At 41.9% G+C, this 20,910-nt stretch carries 25 protein-coding genes; 8 read left to right on the top strand and 17 right to left on the bottom strand.

From position 1 onward, the window contains the following. Nucleotides 1-165: 165 nt before the first annotated feature. From Q0081_RS29925 to Q0081_RS29885, 9 genes are all read right to left on the bottom strand, one after another. Nucleotides 166-423, bottom strand: coding sequence for a DUF3994 domain-containing protein (locus Q0081_RS29925; protein ID WP_298362256.1), 258 nt, complete (start codon nt 421-423; stop codon nt 166-168). An 80-nt stretch (nt 424-503) separates the two neighbouring features. Continuing rightward, a complete protein-coding gene (locus tag Q0081_RS29920; RefSeq protein ID WP_298362253.1) occupies nt 504-1,517 on the bottom strand; it encodes an RES domain-containing protein in 1,014 nt (337 codons plus the stop codon). Between the two features lie 529 nt (nt 1,518-2,046). Then, the gene (locus Q0081_RS29915; protein ID WP_298362250.1) at nt 2,047-2,250 is read right to left on the bottom strand and encodes a helix-turn-helix transcriptional regulator; all 204 of its coding nucleotides are present in this window, start codon (nt 2,248-2,250) and stop codon (nt 2,047-2,049) included. A gap of 3 nt (nt 2,251-2,253) precedes the next feature. After that, nucleotides 2,254-2,871: a DUF2975 domain-containing protein gene (locus Q0081_RS29910; protein WP_298362247.1), complete on the bottom strand. Its 618-nt coding sequence runs from the start codon at nt 2,869-2,871 to the stop codon at nt 2,254-2,256. 246 nt (nt 2,872-3,117) lie between these two features. Continuing rightward, nucleotides 3,118-3,570: a DinB family protein gene (locus Q0081_RS29905; RefSeq protein WP_298362244.1), complete on the bottom strand. Its 453-nt coding sequence runs from the start codon at nt 3,568-3,570 to the stop codon at nt 3,118-3,120. A gap of 161 nt (nt 3,571-3,731) precedes the next feature. Further along, complete coding sequence (locus Q0081_RS29900; protein ID WP_298362241.1) at nt 3,732-4,733, bottom strand: 3-oxoacyl-ACP synthase III family protein; 1,002 nt, start codon at nt 4,731-4,733, stop codon at nt 3,732-3,734. A gap of 12 nt (nt 4,734-4,745) precedes the next feature. Then, nucleotides 4,746-4,997, bottom strand: a complete 252-nt coding sequence (gene purS, locus Q0081_RS29895) for a phosphoribosylformylglycinamidine synthase subunit PurS (protein ID WP_298362238.1) — start codon at nt 4,995-4,997, stop codon at nt 4,746-4,748. Nucleotides 4,998-5,039: 42 nt separating this feature from the next. Then, nucleotides 5,040-5,792, bottom strand: coding sequence for a CDP-diacylglycerol--serine O-phosphatidyltransferase (gene pssA, locus Q0081_RS29890; RefSeq protein ID WP_298362235.1), 753 nt, complete (start codon nt 5,790-5,792; stop codon nt 5,040-5,042). 11 nt (nt 5,793-5,803) lie between these two features. Further along, nucleotides 5,804-6,442, bottom strand: a complete 639-nt coding sequence (locus Q0081_RS29885) for an MBL fold metallo-hydrolase (protein ID WP_298362232.1) — start codon at nt 6,440-6,442, stop codon at nt 5,804-5,806. A gap of 65 nt (nt 6,443-6,507) precedes the next feature. Between Q0081_RS29885 and Q0081_RS29880 the strand changes: the two genes are divergently transcribed. Then, on the top strand, nt 6,508-7,260 hold the full coding sequence (locus tag Q0081_RS29880) for a TIGR00730 family Rossman fold protein (protein ID WP_298362229.1): 753 nt from the start codon (nt 6,508-6,510) through the stop codon (nt 7,258-7,260). Nucleotide 7,261: 1 nt separating this feature from the next. Here Q0081_RS29880 and Q0081_RS29875 read toward each other — a convergent pair whose 3' ends face one another. The 4 genes from Q0081_RS29875 to Q0081_RS29860 all read right to left on the bottom strand — a co-directional run bounded on the left by Q0081_RS29875 (nt 7,262) and on the right by Q0081_RS29860 (nt 10,955). Next, a complete protein-coding gene (locus Q0081_RS29875; RefSeq protein ID WP_298362226.1) occupies nt 7,262-7,630 on the bottom strand; it encodes an SxtJ family membrane protein in 369 nt (122 codons plus the stop codon). A 70-nt stretch (nt 7,631-7,700) separates the two neighbouring features. Then, entirely contained in the window at nt 7,701-7,850 is a 150-nt protein-coding gene (locus tag Q0081_RS29870) for a DUF5989 family protein (protein WP_298362223.1), read from the bottom strand. Between the two features lie 110 nt (nt 7,851-7,960). Next, the gene (locus tag Q0081_RS29865) at nt 7,961-9,091 is read right to left on the bottom strand and encodes a GDSL-type esterase/lipase family protein (RefSeq protein ID WP_298362220.1); all 1,131 of its coding nucleotides are present in this window, start codon (nt 9,089-9,091) and stop codon (nt 7,961-7,963) included. Nucleotide 9,092: 1 nt separating this feature from the next. Then, complete coding sequence (locus Q0081_RS29860) at nt 9,093-10,955, bottom strand: carbamoyltransferase (protein WP_298362218.1); 1,863 nt, start codon at nt 10,953-10,955, stop codon at nt 9,093-9,095. Nucleotides 10,956-11,082: 127 nt separating this feature from the next. On the opposite strand from Q0081_RS29860, the gene Q0081_RS29855 reads away from it, so the two are divergent. Beyond that, a complete protein-coding gene (locus tag Q0081_RS29855) occupies nt 11,083-11,958 on the top strand; it encodes a Ppx/GppA phosphatase family protein (protein ID WP_298362215.1) in 876 nt (291 codons plus the stop codon). 25 nt (nt 11,959-11,983) lie between these two features. Here the strand turns inward: Q0081_RS29855 and Q0081_RS29850 are convergent, their stop codons facing one another. After that, nucleotides 11,984-13,144 (bottom strand): DUF1624 domain-containing protein, encoded by a 1,161-nt coding sequence (locus tag Q0081_RS29850; RefSeq protein ID WP_298362213.1) that lies wholly within the window; start codon nt 13,142-13,144, stop codon nt 11,984-11,986. A gap of 176 nt (nt 13,145-13,320) precedes the next feature. Between Q0081_RS29850 and radA the strand changes: the two genes are divergently transcribed. Genes radA through Q0081_RS29835 form a run of 3 tightly spaced genes read left to right on the top strand, consistent with a single transcriptional unit; the run spans nt 13,321 to nt 15,304 of the window. Further along, the gene (gene radA, locus Q0081_RS29845) at nt 13,321-14,688 is read left to right on the top strand and encodes a DNA repair protein RadA (protein WP_298362209.1); all 1,368 of its coding nucleotides are present in this window, start codon (nt 13,321-13,323) and stop codon (nt 14,686-14,688) included. Nucleotides 14,689-14,702: 14 nt separating this feature from the next. Next, nucleotides 14,703-15,158 (top strand): DUF6934 family protein, encoded by a 456-nt coding sequence (locus tag Q0081_RS29840; protein WP_298362206.1) that lies wholly within the window; start codon nt 14,703-14,705, stop codon nt 15,156-15,158. After that, entirely contained in the window at nt 15,155-15,304 is a 150-nt protein-coding gene (locus Q0081_RS29835) for a hypothetical protein (protein ID WP_298362204.1), read from the top strand. The genes Q0081_RS29840 and Q0081_RS29835 overlap by 4 nt, the downstream gene beginning before the upstream one ends. Nucleotides 15,305-15,331: 27 nt before the next feature. Here the strand turns inward: Q0081_RS29835 and Q0081_RS29830 are convergent, their stop codons facing one another. Next, nucleotides 15,332-16,036 carry a response regulator transcription factor gene (locus tag Q0081_RS29830; protein ID WP_298362201.1) on the bottom strand — a complete coding sequence of 235 codons (705 nt, stop codon included), beginning with the start codon at nt 16,034-16,036 and terminating at the stop codon, nt 15,332-15,334. A 74-nt stretch (nt 16,037-16,110) separates the two neighbouring features. Continuing rightward, nucleotides 16,111-17,358 (bottom strand): sensor histidine kinase KdpD, encoded by a 1,248-nt coding sequence (locus Q0081_RS29825; protein ID WP_298362199.1) that lies wholly within the window; start codon nt 17,356-17,358, stop codon nt 16,111-16,113. 221 nt (nt 17,359-17,579) lie between these two features. Between Q0081_RS29825 and Q0081_RS29820 the strand changes: the two genes are divergently transcribed. Continuing rightward, entirely contained in the window at nt 17,580-17,960 is a 381-nt protein-coding gene (locus Q0081_RS29820; protein WP_298362196.1) for a DUF1573 domain-containing protein, read from the top strand. 95 nt (nt 17,961-18,055) lie between these two features. On the opposite strand, the gene Q0081_RS29815 is transcribed toward Q0081_RS29820, so the two are convergent. After that, nucleotides 18,056-19,291 carry an MFS transporter gene (locus tag Q0081_RS29815; RefSeq protein WP_298362193.1) on the bottom strand — a complete coding sequence of 412 codons (1,236 nt, stop codon included), beginning with the start codon at nt 19,289-19,291 and terminating at the stop codon, nt 18,056-18,058. 127 nt (nt 19,292-19,418) lie between these two features. Between Q0081_RS29815 and Q0081_RS29810 the strand changes: the two genes are divergently transcribed. Further along, nucleotides 19,419-19,544, top strand: a complete 126-nt coding sequence (locus tag Q0081_RS29810) for a FeoB-associated Cys-rich membrane protein (protein ID WP_298362190.1) — start codon at nt 19,419-19,421, stop codon at nt 19,542-19,544. A 102-nt stretch (nt 19,545-19,646) separates the two neighbouring features. Next, nucleotides 19,647-20,636, top strand: a complete 990-nt coding sequence (locus tag Q0081_RS29805) for an NAD(P)H-dependent glycerol-3-phosphate dehydrogenase (protein WP_298362187.1) — start codon at nt 19,647-19,649, stop codon at nt 20,634-20,636. Nucleotides 20,637-20,910 lie beyond the last annotated feature (274 nt).

Raw genomic sequence — 20,910 nt, 5'->3', positions numbered from 1 at the left:
TTTGATGGGAAGGCGGTGTATAGGTTGATCAAGTAAAAAAATTGCTTAAGATAAGTGCCAATGAGCGCAAACCATTACTTACGCCTAAATGTATATTGTGATGACTGCCCTACTTCTTGATAAGCCAATCCATCTTTAATTACATATAGAAGTTTATAGGCAGGTTTATTCGTGTAATGCTAAAATCTGTGTTGTTTTATCATAAGACCAAGTACCCGCATCATATTCTTTTGGATTAGCACGATAAACTGCTTCATAAGTCTTGTCTGCTCTTATGGTGAGAGTAAACGTTTTAACTGGCTTTGTTGGATTTCCTCCAATCCACTCACCAATCAATAGTGAATCTTCTGAATTATTGGTTGGTTTATCAGGGTTACAACCTGCAAAAAAAAACAGACAAAGAATAAAATTTATTTTTTTCATTGGTTTTAAGGTGAATGAATATTTTTTGTGCTCAACCTCTTTGTAAAAAGACAGATTTTAGAAATTGTTACTGTCTAAATTTAGTCATCACTCCAAATTATTTTTCCATCATCTATAACTTCTGCACTTCTTAATACCTGTCTATCTATAACTGATTTACCAGATGTAAGGTCAAAGTGATCGTATCTTGTATTCACAACTATACAGTCTTCCATAAAAACAGGTTTAAGTTTTTTGGCAGATTCTGGATGAATAGCTAAATTATCAGTTAGATGAGTGGCGGCTATACTAGGATAAATAATACAATCGTAATGTGGAGTTGGGTCCCCTACAGCAAATTTATTCTCTAAAACCTTGTCGGCAAAGTAAGCGCTATACAAATATTCAAATTTTTTTGGACTTACAATAGGTGTATCTTTAACAAATTCACTACCAATAAATTGAAAGTATTGATTTAAAATGCTCCTGAGATAATGATTTTCCTGCGACATGGTTTTATCAAATGCTTTGGATGCTCTCACTAATCCCTCATTAATATCCGTGTCTTTTTTGAGTATAGGATAACTATTAAATGGTTTCTCGCTTTCTTTATACCACTCAGTAATTATTATTCTTTGGCCTACTTTTGGCTTTATTTCTAATAAGGCAATATTAGGATGAAAAGAGCAATAAAGTACTGTAGAATTAGGTGTATTCGCTCTATTGTAAACACCAATATCTTTTATTTTGTCTAATGGTGGATGGCCAAGAAAATTCGAATTTCTGACTTTATCATCTTCGAGAAAAATATCATTTACAACTGTTATTCTATACACATATTTAAAATGTATATCATTCCAAATAATACCATGAAAATTAAATATTTTCTCTAAGAATTTTATGATTGCCTCTGCTTCATTTAAGGTTATTTTTGATAAATTGATATTTTTTAAAAATTTATATGATTTCAAATAAAAATCACGGCATTCGCGAAGTATTTTTTCGTTTTTTTTCGATACTTCTACCTTATCTAATGCCTCTTGAAGAGCTAATTGCTCAGGAGTAAAATCATTTTTCCCGTACTCTTTATAGATAGGAATTTGAGGAAATTTCATTAGAAATTATATTTTAATACATGACATAAGTTGGGTGTATCTAATCTTTGCTATCAATATTGTTGCAGACTGGGAGGTTTAATTTCGATATATACTACATGAAGAGAATATACAACAGGGGTTACACTTCTGCAACGGTCGTTCCTGATTTGTAACCCCAACTAAGGCTTTAGACAGCATCCTATAATCTCAAAACCGTACTCGCTCCCTCAACCACAGGATAAAATCAGTAACGGGCAGTGGATGGACAAAATCACTCCCATTCATTTCTTAATCGACGTTGAAAAGTGAGCGAATCTTCTTTGTCTCCTTGAAGTTTGCCAAACTATTTTTTTGCATCCAAACGTTTTGTTCGGCGCATTTTTTGGAGTGCCTCGGCTATCTCGGCCTGAGTTGCTCCTGTTTTGATTTGAATCGTCATAAAAGTTGGCTTTTATTTCCAATGCCAAGATAACGGTTAATTAATAATTCTCTTTCAGACAAGTTAAAAATAAAAGTGAATTTAAGGTGTATCGGCATTGAAAAACACTTATTTACCGTATTCCAATATATCGGCCGGTTGACAGTCCAGTACTTCGCAAATCTTTTCAAGGGTAGAAAAACGAATCGCTTTGGCTTTTCCTGTTTTCAGGATGGACAGGTTAGACAGAGTTATGTCTACCTGCTCTGCCAGCTCAGACAAAGACATTTTACGGCGAGCCAACATAACATCAAGGTTTACAATGATAGGCATGAGTTAGACAGTTAAAGCGTTTTCTTCCTGAATAGAGAGTCCGCGTTGGTAAATGACAGCGATGGCATAGATAATCAGGCCTGTAATAATTCCATTGCCTATCTCAGTAATATACTGAAATTCGGGGATTGAAATACTGCGGTGTAACAGACGGCTGAAAATTAAATAATGGGCAAATTTAAACACATCAGAGACTGCAAATAAAAGTGCCAATATCTTAAGGCGCTTAAAAATACTCGGTTTGAAAGGCTCTGCCAGATTGGCTTCACTGAATATACGTTTGAACAGCCACAGGATGACAATGCCCAGCAGTAGATTTACTACCGTTGAAAAGAAGGAGTAATAGCCTAATACAGAGGCAGGCTCTACCTCCAAATGATAACGGTTGGGAATGGAAGTGTATTGTACCAATTTGTCTGCCGAATAGTGTATTTCAGGGGTGCCATTGTTTGTACCAAAGCCCATAACCTCGTAACTGAATACAGACTTGGCCATACCTATACTATTGCCCGAGAATTTTAAAGCAGAAGTGACAATGACCGCCACGGTGATCACAATCAACGAGTAGAACAGGAAGCCGGTGGCAACCCTTAGAAACGAAAAAATGAATGATGGTTTCATGATATTTTGTTTGTTTTTCGTAACAAAGGTAATAGCTGTTTATTGAAAAACAAGTTTTATTTATTGTTTTTCAATAAAAATTAGTCGATAATAAACAAAAAACTCATTTCTACGTTTTAAAAGGGTATAGAAAGTGGTAAAACAATTGCTGAAAAGAAAATTCAGATAGGAATTATAAGCAGGCAGATAAAAAAAGAGTCGCTTGTTTATAAACAAACGACTCTTAGGTAGTATTGATAGAAATAGTTACTCCCTCAACCACTGAATAAAATCAGTAACGGGAAGAGGATGTACAAGAGGTTTGAGTAAAGTGGCAATTTGACCGCGATGGTAAGCGGCATGGTGACTGAGTTGGGTCAGAATGTCGCCGATGGGAGTTTCGTAGCTAAGCCCTTTGGTATTTTGATAGGTAATGATTTTATTAAAATCAGCTTCATCCATATCTCGGACGTAGCTATCCCATTTTTGAAAACTGTGCTCGGCGGTTTCTTTCAGCCAGGAAACCGGTAATAAATCCCAAACCCCCACTACCAAATGGTCGTTAGTGATTCGGGTAAACCACACCATTTGAGCATTGAGAATGTGACTCATCAGCGAAAGCGCTTTTTCGGGCGGGTTTTCGAGCCTTTCTATGGCATCTATGTATTTGAGATTGGCCCAGTGTTCGTACTGAAGCAGGCGGATGTGGTAGGTTTTCATGGAAAGCAGCGTTAAATTATGACAAGATGGAAAAAATAGTTCAAACTGTCAAGGACTTCACGCCTTCTGTAACACTATTTTTTAACCGTCGGTCGGATTGAGTCGTAATGGCGGACGGTGTTCTCGTTCAACCCGACTGACGGTTAGGCTTTACCTTACTATTACCACTTAATCAGAGCAGAGGCCCAAGTGAATCCACTTCCAAAGGCCGCCAAACAGATAAGGTCACCTTCTTTGACGCGACCTTCTTCCCAAGCTTCGGTCAGGGCGATAGGGATGGAAGCGGCGGTTGTATTGCCGTATTTATGAATATTATTAATGACTTGGTCTTCGCGCAGGCCCATTTGCTGGCGTATGTACTCACTGATGCGGATGTTGGCTTGGTGCGGAACCAGCAATGAAATGTCTTCGGGTTGGTAGCCATTGGCATCCAGCGCTTCTTTGATGGCTTCCGCAAATCGTACGACAGCATGTTTGAAAACGGCATTTCCGTTCATTACTACTTCAAAACCGCCTTCATCCACCATCTCTTTGGTCGCCGATCGTACAGGCCGACTGCTGCCCGGGTCTTTGACGTACAGATCTTCGGCAAAACGCCCATCGGCGTGGAGGTGAGTGGAGAGTACGCGATGCGTGGCATCTTCAGTGGCTTGGACTACAGCTGCGCCTGCACCATCGCCAAAGATGACTGCTACGTTTCGACCTTTGGTGCTTTTGTCAGTCCAAGTCGATTGAATTTCGGCTCCTACCACCAGAATGGTTTTGTGAGCACCCGTTTTAATAAATTGGTCAGCAATAGAAAGCGCATAAACAAAACCCGAACATTGCTCCCGAATGTCGATGACGGGAATGCCAATCAAATCCAACTCACGCTGCATTAAAAAAGCAGAGCCCGGAAAGAAATAATCGGGGGTAATAGTTGCATAAACAATCATCTCTACGTCAGATGGTTGCAAGCCTGCCCGTTCCAATGCCTGTCGGGAAGCGGCCGTGGCCATACTCGCGTTGGTTTCTTTGCCATACGTAAAAAAACGCCGTTCACGAATCCCTGTCCGCTCCTGAATCCATTGGTCGGAAGTTTCCATCACTTTGGAAAGGTCGTCGTTGGTTACTACGTTTTCGGGCACATAATAACCTAAACCTGTAATTTTGGAATAAGGCATTTTGGGGAGTTTTTAGCCTTCTGTTAAGGTAAAACTATAATCTTCCACAATCATGTTAGCCAATAATTTGCTGCAGGCGGTTTCGACTCTTTGCTTTGCATCGGCTTCTGAGTCAGCGTCCAAAGCCAATGTGATGTGTTTGCCAATGCGTACGTCTGATACGTCGTCAATGCCCAAATTATGAAGACCCAATTTGACGGCTTTGCCTTGGGGGTCAAGAATTTCTTTTTGGGGCATGACGTTGATTTCGGCGATAAATTTCATAGAAATAAAGCCCCCCGCCCCCGATGGGGGAGTTTTTAATTGTTAAGCCCCCTTCGGGGACGGTCCGCCATTGCGGTTGGGGGCTATGAATGAAAGCAATATGTAGAGTCCAACAATTAGCGGAACGGCTGCAAATTTCAGCAAAAACAGCAAAAGCACCGATAAACCAAGGAAAATATATTTGATTTGATTTTCTTTCCATCCAAAAGTTTTAAACTTGAATGCCAATAATGGAAACTCCATGACGAGTAAATACGACATGATGAGTGTATAACTAACCAAAACGCTTGGGCTGACAATCCATGACTCATACTCGGGATAGGTGCGCAGTATAAATGGCAATGAAGCTACAAGAATAGCGTTGGCTGGAGTCGGAACCCCGATAAATGAATCTGATTGACGCGTATCAATGTTGAATTTTGCCAAGCGCAATGCAGAAAAAACGGTTAAGATAAAGGCACTGAATGAGATAAGAAGATTGCCTATGTCGATGGAATCGTAAGTACGCTCCAAAAATTGAAAAATAATCATGGAAGGCAACAATCCGAAAGTCACTACATCGGCCAAAGAATCCAATTCTTTGCCAATAGGGGAGGACTGTTTGAGTAATCTTGCCACGAAGCCGTCTAAGAAATCCAGCACTGCCGCCACAAAAATTAAACCTCCGGCCAGTAAAAGGTCGCCTCTAAAACTGAATACAATACCAAGACACCCGCAGAGCAAATTGCCGCAGGTGATTAAATTGGGAATGGTAAAAAGGCGCATAAATGTGGTACGGGCATCTTGCCCGTTCATTATCAGTAAAATTAATTAAGAAAAGGGTTGGAACGGCGCTCGCGGCCAATGGTGGTTGGATCCATGTGGCCTGCATATACCTGATAATCATCCTCCAGAGTCATAAATTTGGTTTCAATACTGCGGATGAGTGTGTCATGGTCGCAGAGGGGAAAGTCAGTTCTGCCGATACTTCCTCTGAAAAGTACGTCGCCGCCAATGACGAAACGTTGAGGATGATTGATAAACGCTACGTGGCCGGGTGCGTGGCCCGGTACAAAAACGATGTCCAAAGCAGAATTTCCAAATTTGATTACATTACCTTCGTCAATAAATACATCCGCTTCTACGGGTTCATATCCTTTTATTCCCCAAAGCCTGCAACGACTTTCAACAGACGCCAATACTGGAAGTTCGTTTTTGTGCATATACATTTTTACCCCATATTTGCGCTTTACAAAAGCACTTCCAAATACATGGTCTAAATGGGCATGAGTTTGGAGCAATGCAGTAACCTTTAACCCTTTTTCTTCAATGAAATCGGCTAATGTTTCTTTTTCCGATTGCATAAGGCAGCCTGGGTCAATGACCACTGCTTCGTTGGTTTCGTCGAAAAGAATATAAGTGTTTTCTGCAAAAGGGGAGAAAACAAACGAATGTATTTGAATCATATACGATACTGAAATCTGCCGCTAAGTTAATAAAGTATTCTGTAACCAACGATAATCCTTCAATCATGCCCGACGAGTCAAGCACTAAAAGACCCTTCATAGACCAGAAAATTGGCGATTACTTTTTGGAAGGCCCCAAGAGTCGTCGTTTTGAGCTTTTATTCTTATTAGAAGTGTTTTGGGAGTTTTTTAAAGGAATTCGAGCCCTGCATTTTGTAGGTCCCTGTGTCACCGTATTTGGATCGGCGCGTTTTAAAGAAGGAAGCGAATATTATGAGCAGGCGCGGGAATTGGGCAAGCATGTTTCGCAGGAGCTGGGATTAACGGTCATGACGGGAGGGGGGCCGGGCATCATGGAAGCGGCCAACCGAGGTGCTTATGAAGCAGGAGGGCGATCTGTAGGTTGTAATATTGTTTTACCGCACGAGCAAAAGGAAAATCCCTACATGCATAAATGGGTTAAAATCAAGTACTTTTTTATTCGTAAAGTATTGTTGATCAAATACTCCTACGCATTTGTAATTATGCCAGGCGGGGTAGGAACGATGGACGAGCTTTTTGAAACCCTCACCCTGATTCAGACAGGAGCAATTCATAATTTCCCGATGGTGCTTATTGGTAAAACGTATTATGAACCGCTGATTATGATGCTGGGCAAAATGGTCGAAAATGGTACTATCTCGCCCCAAGATTTAGATCTTCTGAAAATTACTGACGACTTAGACGAGGCAATTGATCACATTCGTCAATACCTGATGACTAATTTTAAAATTCAAAAACGCCGCAAACCCATTTGGTGGCTTCTGGAGAAGATATAATTTACCAAATATTGTCTAAATCTTTAGGCGCATAGGTATGATTACGCTCCACATACACGCTTTTAGTATCAGGACGCTTCACACCCATTGGGTTTTTGTTGCTCAACCGATACAAGGCTGCAATTGGCCACAGGAATACATAAAACAATACCGTGAGAATAACCCGTGAATTGAACCACCCTAAGCCTTCGGCGATTTTGAACCATATTTTTACCAAATAATCGCCAAAAATGGGAATGAAAATACACAGTATACCCACAATTGCGGCTGCGTATAGAAGATAAGTAGAGGCAGATTTGAAAATATACGAAAATACAACGAGCCCTGTCACAATGACCAATTGGGCTTTACTTCTTTCAGCTTCAGACATTTTAGGGAAAGTTATCCGTTATCCGTTATCTGGTCCAAGATTCGGATAACAGATAACGGATAACGATCAATTAAAATAATGTATAAATAAACGGTGCAACAGCAGATCCACCACCAATGACGATAATTACGCCAATCAACAGCAGAAGAATAATTATAGGTGCCAACCACCACTTTTTCCGCTCGCTTAAAAAGGCAAATAAGTCTTTTAGAAAATCCATTTTCGGGGATGATATGTTATAAGTTAACTGATAACGAATAACGAATATACAATCTATTTAATTACAAAGTTACACATTTTCGCATTACACCAAAGTTAAAATTCAGTGCGTTACTGAGTAGCCTTCATGCTTTCGTACAATTTCTGAGCAATCAACGCATTGACTTTAGCACTGGCATGTCCATCATTTTTGCCGACAATCCGTTCTTTGGCGGGGATGCTTCCAAGGTGGTCGCTGAGGCGCACTACCGGAATTTTTTGATTGGTAAAAAAGTCTTCAATGGGTTTTGTATAGCCGTTGCTTTTCTCCATGTTTTGCAAAAAAGGCACCATTACTACGTACATCGGCGCATTATTTTGACGCGCATAATCTACAATTTTCTGCAAGTCACGTAAATGGGGATTGAGGATGGTTGTATCGGTATACGATTTTTGAACAAAGTCGGTGATAGAGGCAGGCGGCATGTGTGGAAACTGCCAATAGATGTAATTAGGCAAATAAAAGCGCATGACCATGGAGCCTATACCCGGCATTTTAATGTCATTGTAGGGTTGAAATTGGGCTAAAGTCAACTTCGCATCACGAGCTGCTTTTTCAATATCATTGGGAAAATATTCCAGTACTAACGCATCCGGTTTAACGGGAAATTTTTGTAATCGCTGAAACTCATCACGCGTGTCTGAACCTGAAACACCAAGGTTATAAACTGCAAATTTGTCGGCCCCCAATTTTTGCTCTAACTGATCGGAAAAACGGTCTTCTGTATGATTCAGACCGTGACCAGCGGTAAATGAGTCGCCCAATACCAGTACTTTTTTCTTTTTTTCGGCATTGGTTTTAGGAAAGTCGCGATAACCTTCCGAGGTAATGGGCTTCCAATATTTAGCAAACCAAATTTGGGAAGCTTTGCTCAAATCCCCTTCGTGACTTTGGGAAATGAACATAAAGACAATTTCCAATATCCCAAACAACCAAACTACCATAATACCCAAAGTGGCAAGGTTAGCAACAATCTTATTACTTTTTGGGTTTTTGATTACTCCGTAATAGAATATTCTGAGCAGTTCTGCCAAAACGAGTAAAAGCAACATTGCTTTGGCAAGGCGGACGTAAAAGTTGTCTACCAAGCCGGCATAGGGATAATCAAATTTGATGTTCCATTTGTCTGGAAAAAACAAAAAGACAAATGGAACACCAATTATAAGCAGTCTAAAAACGGAGGTGATGAGTTTTGAGGTCATTTTAGTCTAATACAAACTCTTCTTTCCAGTTGTCGGTATCTTGCCATTCGGGCTGTTGGCGCTTATCGAAAACGTAGTTGCCCACTACTAAATAATCCATTTCGGTACGCATAAAACAACGATACGCGTCGTTGGGGGTACTCACAATCGGTTCCCCGCGTACGTTGAAACTGGTATTGACAATGACTCCATAGCCCGTCAATTTTTCAAAATCGCTGATTAACTGATGATAACGCGGATTGGTTTGTTTATGAACCGTTTGGATACGTGCCGAGAAATCAATGTGGGTAATTGAGGGTAGATCCGAACGCAGATAATAGAGTTTATTACGGAGGTCAAAACCGTCAAAATCTTTGGGCAGAGGTTTGCGGCGAGATTCCTTGACGGGATGCACCAACAACATATAAGGAGAAATTCCTTCGTAATCGAAATATTCGCCTACTTTTTCGGCTAATACGGAAGGAGCAAATGGACGGAAAGACTCGCGGTATTTGATTTTTACGTTGAGTTTCTTTTGCATTTCTGCATTACGCGGGTCGCCCAAAATACTGCGGGCACCCAACGCACGCGGACCAAATTCCATGCGGCCCTGCACCCAACCTACCACGTTTCCGTCGGCTAAGATTTGCGCTACTTCTTTGGTGAGTTCTTCAAAGTTATCAAATCGTTTGTAAACGGCTTTGTATTTTTTCGCGGTTAGTTCTACATCCAAATCCGAAATGGTAGGTCCCAAATACGACCCACTCATGGCGTCTTGGGTGTAGTTGATGACGCGTTTTTGGTCAAAATAAATATAATAAGCCGTCAAAGCTGCTCCCAAAGCACCGCCTGCATCGCCGGCAGCGGGCTGGATAAACACTTCTTTGAAAACGTCGGCTTTTTGTAATTTTCCGTTAGATACACAGTTGAGCGCTACACCACCCGCCAAACACAAATAATCGGCTCCCGTGAGGCGTTTGGCTTCTTTGGCCATTTTTACCACCACTTCTTCGGTTACCCGTTGGATAGCTAATCCTAAGTTGCAATGCTGTGCTTCCAAAGGATCTTCAGGGCGACGGGTTTTCATTCCAAACATGCGTTCCCATTTGCCTTCATTCACCATTTTAAGGCCCGTCGCGTAGTCAAAATATTTTTGGTCGAGCCAGATAGAACCATCCTCTTTTACGACAATCAACTCGTTTTTGATAATTTCTACGTATTTGTCCACTTCAGGCGAAGAAGGATTGCCGTAAGGAGCCAAACCCATCAGTTTGTACTCACCTGAGTTTACTTTAAACCCTAAGAAATAAGTAAAAGCAGAATACAAAAGCCCCAACGAGTGCGGAAAACGGAGCTCTTTTAAAATCGTAATTTTGTTTCCTTCGCCCGAGCAAATCGAAGCCGTAGCCCACTCACCTACGCCGTCAATCGTTAAAATGGCAGCCTTTTCGTAAGGAGAAGGATAAAATGCACTGGCAGCGTGAGAAAGGTGATGCTCCGGAAAAAGAATTTTAACTGGCTTCTTTTTGTCATAACCGATTTTTTCTAACTCCTCGTTAATGAGGCGTTTAAGAAACATTTTTTCTTTGATCCACACTGGAATCGCCGTGATAAACGACCGTAATCCTTTGGGAGCGAAGGTATAATAGGTTTCGAGTAAGCGTTCAAATTTGAGGAGAGGCTTATCGTAAAATACGATGGCATCCAATTCATTGAGCGTAGTACCGCCATATTCTAAACAATATTTGACCGCATTGGCAGGAAAATTTGGGTCATGTTTTTTGCGGGTAAAGCGCTCTTCTTGTGCGGCTGCTACTATTTCGCCGTTGTCAATTAATGCGGCAGCGGAATCGTGATAAAATGCAGAAATACCAAGTATCTTCATTCAGAAAGGATTAAATGCAACAGCAAAACTACGCAGTAATGCCTGATTTTTCAAAAATTAAAGAAAAGGTTATTTAAAGGTATGCTGCGAACTTTTACTTTTGTGCAAATTTAACAATTCCATAAAATTGAAAATAGCTGCTATAGATATTGGTTCCAACGCTGCCCGTTTGCAGATTTCATCCGTTTTACACGATGGTGGTTTCACCAGTTTTAAGAAAGTGGAATATGTACGTTTCCCTCTTCGATTAGGTCACGATGTATTTAATTTCGGCAATATTACGTCCGAAAGTGAAGCCCGTACCGTCAAGTTGATGGAATGCTACCGACTTCTTATGGAGTTGCACGAAGTCGAAGGGTACATGGCCTGCGCTACGTCGGCCATGCGCGAATCAGCCAACGGCGAGGAGATAGTGGAACGCATTGCAAAATCCACAGGCATTAGAATCCACGTCATTGATGGAGCCCGAGAGGCACAATTGATTAATAATGTCGTAGTTCAGGCATTGGAAGATGGACAATATCTGCACATTGATGTAGGCGGTGGGAGTACCGAACTGAACCTGTACTTTAACCGTCAGAAAATTGCTTCCAAGTCTTTTAAAATCGGTTCTGTTCGCTTACTCGAAGGTAAAGAAAGCAAAGGGGCGTGGCAAAAAATGGAGAAATGGATTGAAGAAAATATTGACAGTTTAGAGCCAATTGTAGCTGTCGGTACGGGTGGGAATATTTCAAAATTGTTCAATTTGGTTTCCAAAACTTCAGAAAATTCTACTTCGTTGGCGGAATTACAACGGATGCGTGATTACATTGCTTCTTTCAGTCAGGAAGAACGCGTCCATAAATTACGCCTTAATGCCGACCGTGCTGATGTCATTATTCCTGCCGCTGATATTTATACTTCGGTCATGAAATGGGCAGGAGCAGACAGGATTTTAGTTCCGGATTTGGGCCTGAAAGACGGAATCATTCAGTTGGTTTACGAGAAAATAAAAAAAGGGTAGAATAGAGCCGCAAAATGTTGCGGCTCTACAAATAAGAAAGCCATTTGATTTCTTTATGAGCGGATTTATAGTGTGCATACCAACGGCATAGCGGATACAGAGCTACCACTATTCCCAACCACACCCAATAAATAGTGCCCAATTCTACCCCGGAATTTGGTGGACGCCCGAAACTAAAAGTGCCAATTGGTATATTTTTCCAGGTGAATCCCTGCAAAAATAACATTCCAAACATGAGGCTGTGAATCAGGTACCAATGAAGAAGGTAATAAAACATAGGGACTTTGCCGTAAGTAGCCAGAATGTTTAATAACCAAGTCGGCTGAGTATCTGCTAAAGCCAGCAGTGTAAACATAATGCCGAGCATGAGAAGTGTGTAGAGTAGGGAAGGAGGGTATTTGAAAACATTAATAAAAGAAAGAAACGTAAATAACCCCGATTTTTGTGGTGACCATGGAAAAGGATCTCCGTAAAAATTAATAAATCGGATCACTGCAAATAAGCCCAAAGATAGTAAAGCCGACCGCCAAAGTATTTTTTTGCGATTCGGGGCAGATTGTTCAAACACAAGTCCAAAAGAGAATCCTGCTAACATAATTCCCAACCATGGTATAAATGGATACAAAGTTCCTAAGGTGAAATTGGGAGTTAGGGTAAAAACGTTGGTACGAAACAAAAACGACCATCCCACTGCAAGTCCGGGATTTTTGGGGATGGGTACAAGTAATGTCAATCCGTCTAGGAAAATGATACCCACGCCAATGATCCCAATGATTCTTGCGGGGATTTTTAATAAAAAAGATAAGGTCACAAATCCCAATCCTATCGCAAAGATGACTTGCAGAATAATAGTACGGAACTGAAAGTCGAACCAAAAAGCAAAATTGATAACGGTGACTTCCAACAACATCAGCCAAAGCCCTCGTGTCAGGAGAAAGTTTTTGGTTTTAGCTAAGTTGTTTTGACTTTTAAAGGTTAAATAGGCCGAGGTTCCCGACAAAAACACAAAACTCGGCGCACACAGGTGAGTTACCCATCGTGTCATAAACAACGCAGCGGTAGTAGTTCTGAAATCTGTGGGGTCTTGGGTTAATGCGGTAGTATGCATCAAATCCCGAACATGGTCTAAGGCCATGATAATCATCACAATGCCTCGTGTGACATCAATGGTGTGAATTCTTTTCATGCAACTGAAGTATCTATCGGTTTGGCTTATGGAAGCCTAAAGATAATTAAAAACCAAAGGAAAAATCAATGGGCATTGATCCGCTTTTTACTTCCATTGCTCCAAATTTTTTGTGCCGTATAGATGTTTCCTATTTATAACTTAGTTTAGCAACCTATTATTGATACAAATCTCTTATGGCGAAAGTAAAAACGGCGTATTTCTGTCAAAACTGTGGTCACCAATCTCCTAAGTGGTTGGGACGCTGCCCTTCGTGCAGCGAATGGAATACCTTAGTGGAAGAAGTGCTGGAAAAAGAAGACAAAAAAGGACCGCTTGCTCAGTGGAAATCAGTTAGTTTGGCCTCAAAACCGAAGGCCATCAATGAAATCAAGTACGAAGAAGAACCGCGTATAGTAACCATCGATGGTGAACTTAATCGCGTGTTGGGAGGCGGAATTGTGTTAGGCTCACTGGTGCTTATTGGGGGCGAGCCGGGGATAGGTAAATCTACCTTAATGCTCCAAATTGCCCTCACACTTACGCAACGTGTCTTGTACGTATCGGGCGAAGAAAGTGAGCAACAGATAAAAATGCGTGCCGAACGGCTCACCAGTAAAAATCATAATTGTTTTATCCTGACGGAGACGGCCACCGAAAATATCTTTCGACAAATTGAAGAATTTGAGCCTGATGTCGTGATTATTGACTCTATCCAGACCATGCAATCGTCGCTGATTGAATCGGGGGCGGGGAGTGTATCGCAGGTGCGCCAATGTGCTGCGGAACTGATGAAATACGCCAAGGAAAGCGGTGTGCCTGTGTTTATGATTGGGCACATTACCAAAGACGGCAACTTGGCAGGACCCAAAACCCTCGAACACATGGTGGATACAGTACTGCAATTTGAAGGCGATCGCCATACGACCTACCGCATCCTGCGCACCACTAAAAACCGTTTTGGAAGTACTTCAGAATTGGGGATTTATGAAATGCTCGGTACGGGACTCCGACAAGTAACTAACCCGTCGGAAATTTTGATTTCGCAACGCGAAGAGCAATTAAGCGGCATTACGATTGGCTCTATGCTTGAAGGCAACCGTCCGCTGATGATTGAAATTCAGTCGTTGGTAAGCGTAGCCAATTACGGTACACCTCAACGTAGCAGTACGGGTTTTGACAACAAACGCTTACAGATGTTGTTGGCGGTATTGGAAAAACGCGGCGGTTTTCGGTTGGGTACGCAAGACGTATTTTTGAACGTAGCGGGCGGTCTTCGCGTCGAGGACCCTGCCATTGACTTGGCGGTGGTCACTTCCATTGCCTCTTCCTTTGAAGATGCGTTTGTGCCGCCTTCTGTGTGTTTTGCGGGCGAAGTAGGCTTAGGCGGTGAAGTTCGGGCCGTCAGTCGCATTGAAGGGCGTATTGCCGAAGCCGAAAAGTTAGGTTTTAAAAAGGTATTTATTTCCAAATACAACACCAAAGGGTTAATTTTCAAGAATTACAATATTCAGATTGTCCCTGTGGCGAAGTTAGATGAAGTGTTTGGAGAGTTGTTGAGATAAATACTGTCAAAAATATGGACCAACCTTTTTATGAATTTACAATATTGGAAAATGCTTTCAGATTTGAGTTTGAAAGCATTGGAATTCAAAAGATTAGAAAAATAATTCTTTATGACGAAACTGATATACCTAACTTCTATAATCTTTCATTAGGAGATACACTTCCTGATGGAAAAGTTAGTTTTATAAGTATTTCAAATAATGGAGACCGTGACAAAGTAATGGCTACTGTCATACAAACCTTGCTCTATTTTTTTGATATATATCCCGAAGCCTATGTGTTATTTTCAGGCAGTACACCGGAACGTACCAGATTGTATCAAATCATTATTGCTCGTGAACTAACATACGCAGCTGCTACGTTTAGTTTTTGGGGAATGGATGAAGACGGAGTTTTACATCCGTTTGCCAAAAATAAATTGTATATTGGTTTTATTATTTCGCTGAAAACCCAACTTCCAACTCTATGAAAGCCGTTGAAAAAACTCCGAAAAAAAAGAATACAAATTCTAACTCGCAATCTTTCAATTCAATGAAAGAACTGTCAGATTCTAAATACCAAGAGTTGAATGCTAAGCTACGTAAAGCATTAAGCTCTAAGCCTGCAAGCGTATAATTTAAAAATTATTACAAGAGACATATCCTACCAACGCATCCGAAATCCAACGCTGTGGATGCCTTCGATTTTGATGTTGGGGTCATCGCAGAGGTATTTGCGGAGGCGTGACATAAAGACGTCGAGGCTCCGTCCCATGAAATAGTCGTCGTCGCCCCAAATGGCTTTAAGAAGATCTTCACGTTTAATGACTTGATTGGGACGGTCGGCCAAATAACGCAATACTTCAGCTTCACGGTAGGTAAGGTCTTGAGTTTTGCCCTTGATTTGAAGTTGTAGTTTTTCAAAATCAAACGCATATTTGCCCACAACTACTTTTTTGCTTGCCTCCTCAGTTCTGCCCGCAGCGGCGGCCGTTTCCTGTTTCAGACTCCTTCTTAAAAACACCTCAATTTTCAGAATCAACTCTTCCATGCTGAATGGTTTTGTGAGATAATCGTCCCCACCTATCCGAAGGCCGTGAAGTTTGTCTTCCTGAAGTGAACGGGCCGTTAAAAACAAAATAGGTACGTGCCTGTCCTGCTGCCTGATTCTTTGTGCCAATGTAAAACCATCCAATTTCGGGAGCATTACGTCCAAAACGCACATATCGAAGGGCTGTTGTTGATAGAAAGTGTCCAATGCTTCCTGGCCATCAACACAGTGAACAATCTCATAATGATTGAGTTCGAGGTTGTCTTTGGTAACAAAACCCAAGTTAGGGTCGTCTTCTACGTAGAGGATGCGAGGCATTTTTTTTGGTATTAAGTATTCTGTATTAAGTATTGAGCTTAAATTATTTCTAACTACTCACTACTTTCTACTCATTACTTCTTTAAGGGTATCAAAATCTTGAATTCACTTCCTTTCCCTATTTCACTGTTCAGTTGAAGTTTCCAGCCGTGGGCTTTGGCGATTTGTTGGACATAACTCAAACCAATTCCAAATCCTTTAACATTGTGAATGTTGCCCGTAGGCACTCGATAAAATTTGCTGAATACTTTCCGTTGATGTTCGGGAGCAATTCCTATGCCATTGTCTTTAACCGATACGGTTACTATTCCATTTTGGCTTGAAGTCTCCAAATGAATGTCGGGATTGGCAGGGGTGTATTTAAAGGCATTATCAATCAGATTGCTAATGGCATTGGTCAGATGAAACCGATCAACATGAACATAAGGCTCAGGAGCGTTCAGATGAAGCGTAAGATTGTTTTCGTATTTATTGGAAAGGGAAGATGCAATTTGATGTATATCAAGCCATTCAATGGTGAGCGGCAGTTTGTTTTTCTCCGCTTTCGCCATGTTCAGCACCGTTTCAACCTGGTTTTGCAGTCGAAGTGCCTCTTCTTTTACGATGCCCGTATATTTTTTGAGGCGTTCGGGTTGGTCTTTAATGGCAGGGGTATTGAGTACATCGGCCGCAATTCGGATGGTGGCAATGGGCGTTTGTAGCTCATGGGTCATGTTATTGATAAAATCCTGTTGTACTTCGGTCAGTTGTTTCTGACGCAGAATCACAAACAACGCATATCCAAAAAAGCACACCGCCAGCAACACCAACAGCGAAGAACCTATCCAACCGCTGAGATCACTGAATATGGCCGCCGATTGATTGGGGAAACGCACTCCAAAATAATAGGGATACTTATTGGATTTGAGCCAATTGGCGGTTTGGGTAGGTGCTTTTTTTTCACTGCGCGTACTGAGAGCCACGCCGTAAAACATCCGATTGCTGGCACAGTCGTAAATCCCGACTTCAAAATCCGTAATTAAATCGTGTCTCAAAAAACTGGCTTTGATGTAGTGTTCCAAAATTCCGGGGTCGACCATTGAGTTGGTATTGACCAAAAAATAGTTAGAAGAAAGTTGCTCCACGGGATTATTATGAAGCATCACGGAATTAAGTTCAGCCAGATCTTCGGCTACTTCCTGCAATGAAACATGCACCTGCTGATTGAACTGTCGCTCCCTTAACGCCAATGCCTTTCGTACCCAATAAATCTGGGTCACAATGACACCAATAATGGATAGCGTAGACAGGATTACCAGAAGTCGAATTGTGGTTCTTGACATAGTGCTTGTATACCTTTAAAAGGTAAAAGTGGTCAATACGGCAATATTAATCGAAATATACGTACGAATGTAGGGCTTATAACTGATTCTTATCAGGTTATTAACAATCCATTAACAAAAGTTCAGATTTCGTTAACAACGAGTCCCAAATAAGCCCGGTACTTTTGTCCCTGTCAATTGACAACAAAAAAACAGTTAAACCTAAAAAAAGACGTATTAACATGAAAAAAGTAACTTTTCTCTCTCTGGCACTGACGTTTGTTGCAGCGTCGTTTGTTTTTGCAAATGTTTTGGCTGCGGCTTTCATTTGGGTAGAAACTGACCATAATTTTGGACAAATCAAACAGGGAAAACCTGTTACGGCGGAATTCAAATTTACTAACAAAGGTCAGGACCCGCTCGTTATTAGCAAGGCGTATGGTTCTTGCGGATGCACTGGCGTAGAATATCCCAAAGAACCGATTATGCCGGGTGTTTCCGGGGTAATTAAAGCCACTTTCAATGCCGCAGCAGCAGGTTCATTCAATAAAACCGTCACTGTAGAGTCCAATGCGGAAGGCGGTTTAGTGATCCTCAATATTCACGGAGAAGTTGTGCAGTAAGTCGGCAGTTAACAGTAAAATTTTATTTTTTAAACAGCCATGAAGCAAACAGGCGGACTATATAGGTTCGCCTGTTTCATTTTTTAGGAACACCGTTATTCAACATAATCCAACTCTTTGTGGAAAGTTTCTTCCATCAGAAACAACGACAGATACGCAATGGCAAAACACAGAGATGCGACCAAGCCTCCCGAGCCAAGCACGCCTAAGGTGGGTTTGAAATACTGAAAAAGTGGTAAAGTCAACAACGTAGTAGCTCTAACAAAATTGGCAACAGTTGAAGTCGCTGTTGCACGCAAATTCGTACCAAAACTTTCGGCTGTAGCGGTCAGAAACATAGCAATGTAACCAATGGAAAAGCCCAAAGCGCTGGCCACCAAGTAGAACATATCTGCTTTTGTAATACCTCCGTACAGGTAAAAAGCTACTCCCAACAGCGTCATCGTTGTCATAACCCCGATGGCTTTTTTACGAGATTTCAACCATTGACTCAGCACGCCGCTAAACATATCGCCCACTACGGTTCCAATAAAAACGTACATCACGCATTTTCCCGCCACAATATCTGGGGTAACGCCCAGTGCTTTGCCAAATTCGTTGCTGAAAGTAGCCAATACACCTATCACAAAATAAGTAGGTAAGCCCACTCCGATGCAGCGCATGTATTTCCAAAAGCGGGGGGCGTTGTTAAAAAAAGCCAGTAGACTGCCGCGTTGTGTGTTTTGAATTTTGATTTTTTCAAACATACCTGATTCGAGTACGCCGATTCGCAGGAGTAATAACACGCCGCCTAAACCTCCTCCCACAAAATAAGTGGTACGCCAATCGAATAGATTATTGGTCAAAAAAGCGACAACGGCACCCAAAAGCCCCACGCTGGCGACGATGGAGGAACCATAACCGCGTAGTTTTTGGGGTAATATTTCGGCAACTAACGTGAGTCCTGCGCCCAATTCCCCTGCTAAACCCACGCCTGCCACGAAACGTAACCAAGCATAGAGGTCGGGTGATTGAACAAATCCGCAAAAAATATTGGCAATGGAATACGTAATAATGGAGCCGAACAGAACTGAAAGGCGGCCGCGTTTGTCGGCTAAAATCCCCCATAAAATCCCTCCTACGAGGAGTCCGGCCTGTTGCCAATTGTAGATTTTGCTGCCCATGGAAGATACTTCCTCTGGACTCAGCCCCAAATCTTTTAGACTCGGTACACGGACAATATTAAATACCAGCAAATCATACACATCCACAAAATAGCCCAATGCGGCTACGATGACGGGCAGACTGAATAAAGCGCGATAGGAGACAGGTTCTTGGGTTGGGTTTTTCATTAAGTTAGGTCAAAAAGGGTTGTCAGGAACGCAATTACGTAAAAAGGCGTTTTTGAGAAAAGTGATTTTAGATTTTAAAGGATAAAATCAGGTAAATCACTCATTGAAACTCTAAGAATTTCTGCAAATGTTTGAAAGTATCTTCATCGGTTTGCTTTTTATCGGCGCTTTGGGCTACGTCGGAAACCGCCTGCGCAAAGAATTCAGTCCTAAAAAATTGGGCTGCGCCAAAGGCTGTGGCTGTGAGAAATAGTCTACAGTATTCAGTTTACAGTTACGGGGCCGCCCATGCGGCAGTAAATACTTACTTTTACGCGGACTTCGCCATAGAAGAATCACGTTATAATGCTAACAAATGACATCAATCGCCGTCATAGGCGGTGGCAGTTGGGCCACTGCTATCATCAAAATCCTTTCTGAAAACAACGTCAGTATTCGTTGGTGGCTGCGTGACCGTGCTGCCGTGGAACACATCCGCAAGCACCATTACAACCCCGATTACCTCCGCGACGTACGATTAAGTCCCCGAAAAGTAAAGACGTTTACCAAAATTACAGATGCTTTAAACGGTGCTGAATACGTCATTCTGGCCATTCCGGCGGCTTTTGTGCAGGAACCGCTTTCGGGGCTTACGCCCAAGCATTTTGCGAGGAAGCGCATTGTTTCGGCCATCAAAGGTATGATTCCAACCTCCAATTGCCTGGTTACGGATTGGGTAGAAGACCAATTTGAAGTGCCACTGAGTCAAATTTGCGTCATAGCCGGGCCGTGCCACGCCGAGGAAGTAGCCTTGGAAAAACAATCGTATTTGACCATTGCTTCTACTGACAACGCCTGCGCCGCTGATGTTTCCCAATTGATGAGTTGCCGCTTTGTGACAGCCAATCCTTTGATCGATTTGTACGGCGTGGAATACGCTGCCGTGATGAAAAACATTGTGGCGTTGGCGTGCGGAATCAGTCACGGGTTGGGTTACGGAGACAATTTTCAAGCGGTGATGGTTTCCAATGCGATGCAGGAAATTCGTCGGTTTGTCAACGCCGTTGACCCGCGCGAGCGTGATTTGAGCGCTTCGGCCTATTTGGGGGATTTATTGGTAACGGCTTATTCGCAGTTTAGTCGTAATCGTACGTTTGGCAACATGATTGGTCGCGGCTACAGCGTGCAATCGGCCCAAATGGAAATGAAAATGATTGCCGAAGGTTACTATGCCGTCAACAGTATTTTTGAAATGAACAAGAAATACGGCGTTGATATGCCCATTACAGAAGCTGCCTACAAAATTCTGTACGAACGTCAGCCGCCGGCGGCTGAAATTGGATTGTTGAAAATGAAACTTCGATAAGCAACAGAGAATTGTCCGAAATTTCAGTAATACCAAAACGGATCCGTCCGTGCGGTACTGCAAAACTTTCGTATATTTAGGAGTTGGTGGTAATTATAAAGTGACACTATGGCAACAAGAAAAGAGAATCATACGAGTGGTTTTAATACATCTGATAAAATTTTTGGCGGTGTATCAAATGTAATGCTGCCTCTCCAAGTTGAATTGCCAAAAGCACCAACCAATCGCCAAGTTGTGCCACTTGTCCAATTTGGAAAAGGATAGCGACTTTCTG

It is taken from the genome of Runella sp., from assembly GCF_027484545.1.
GTDB lineage: Bacteria > Bacteroidota > Bacteroidia > Cytophagales > Spirosomataceae > Runella.
This window is presented reverse-complemented; position numbering and strand designations above follow the sequence as displayed.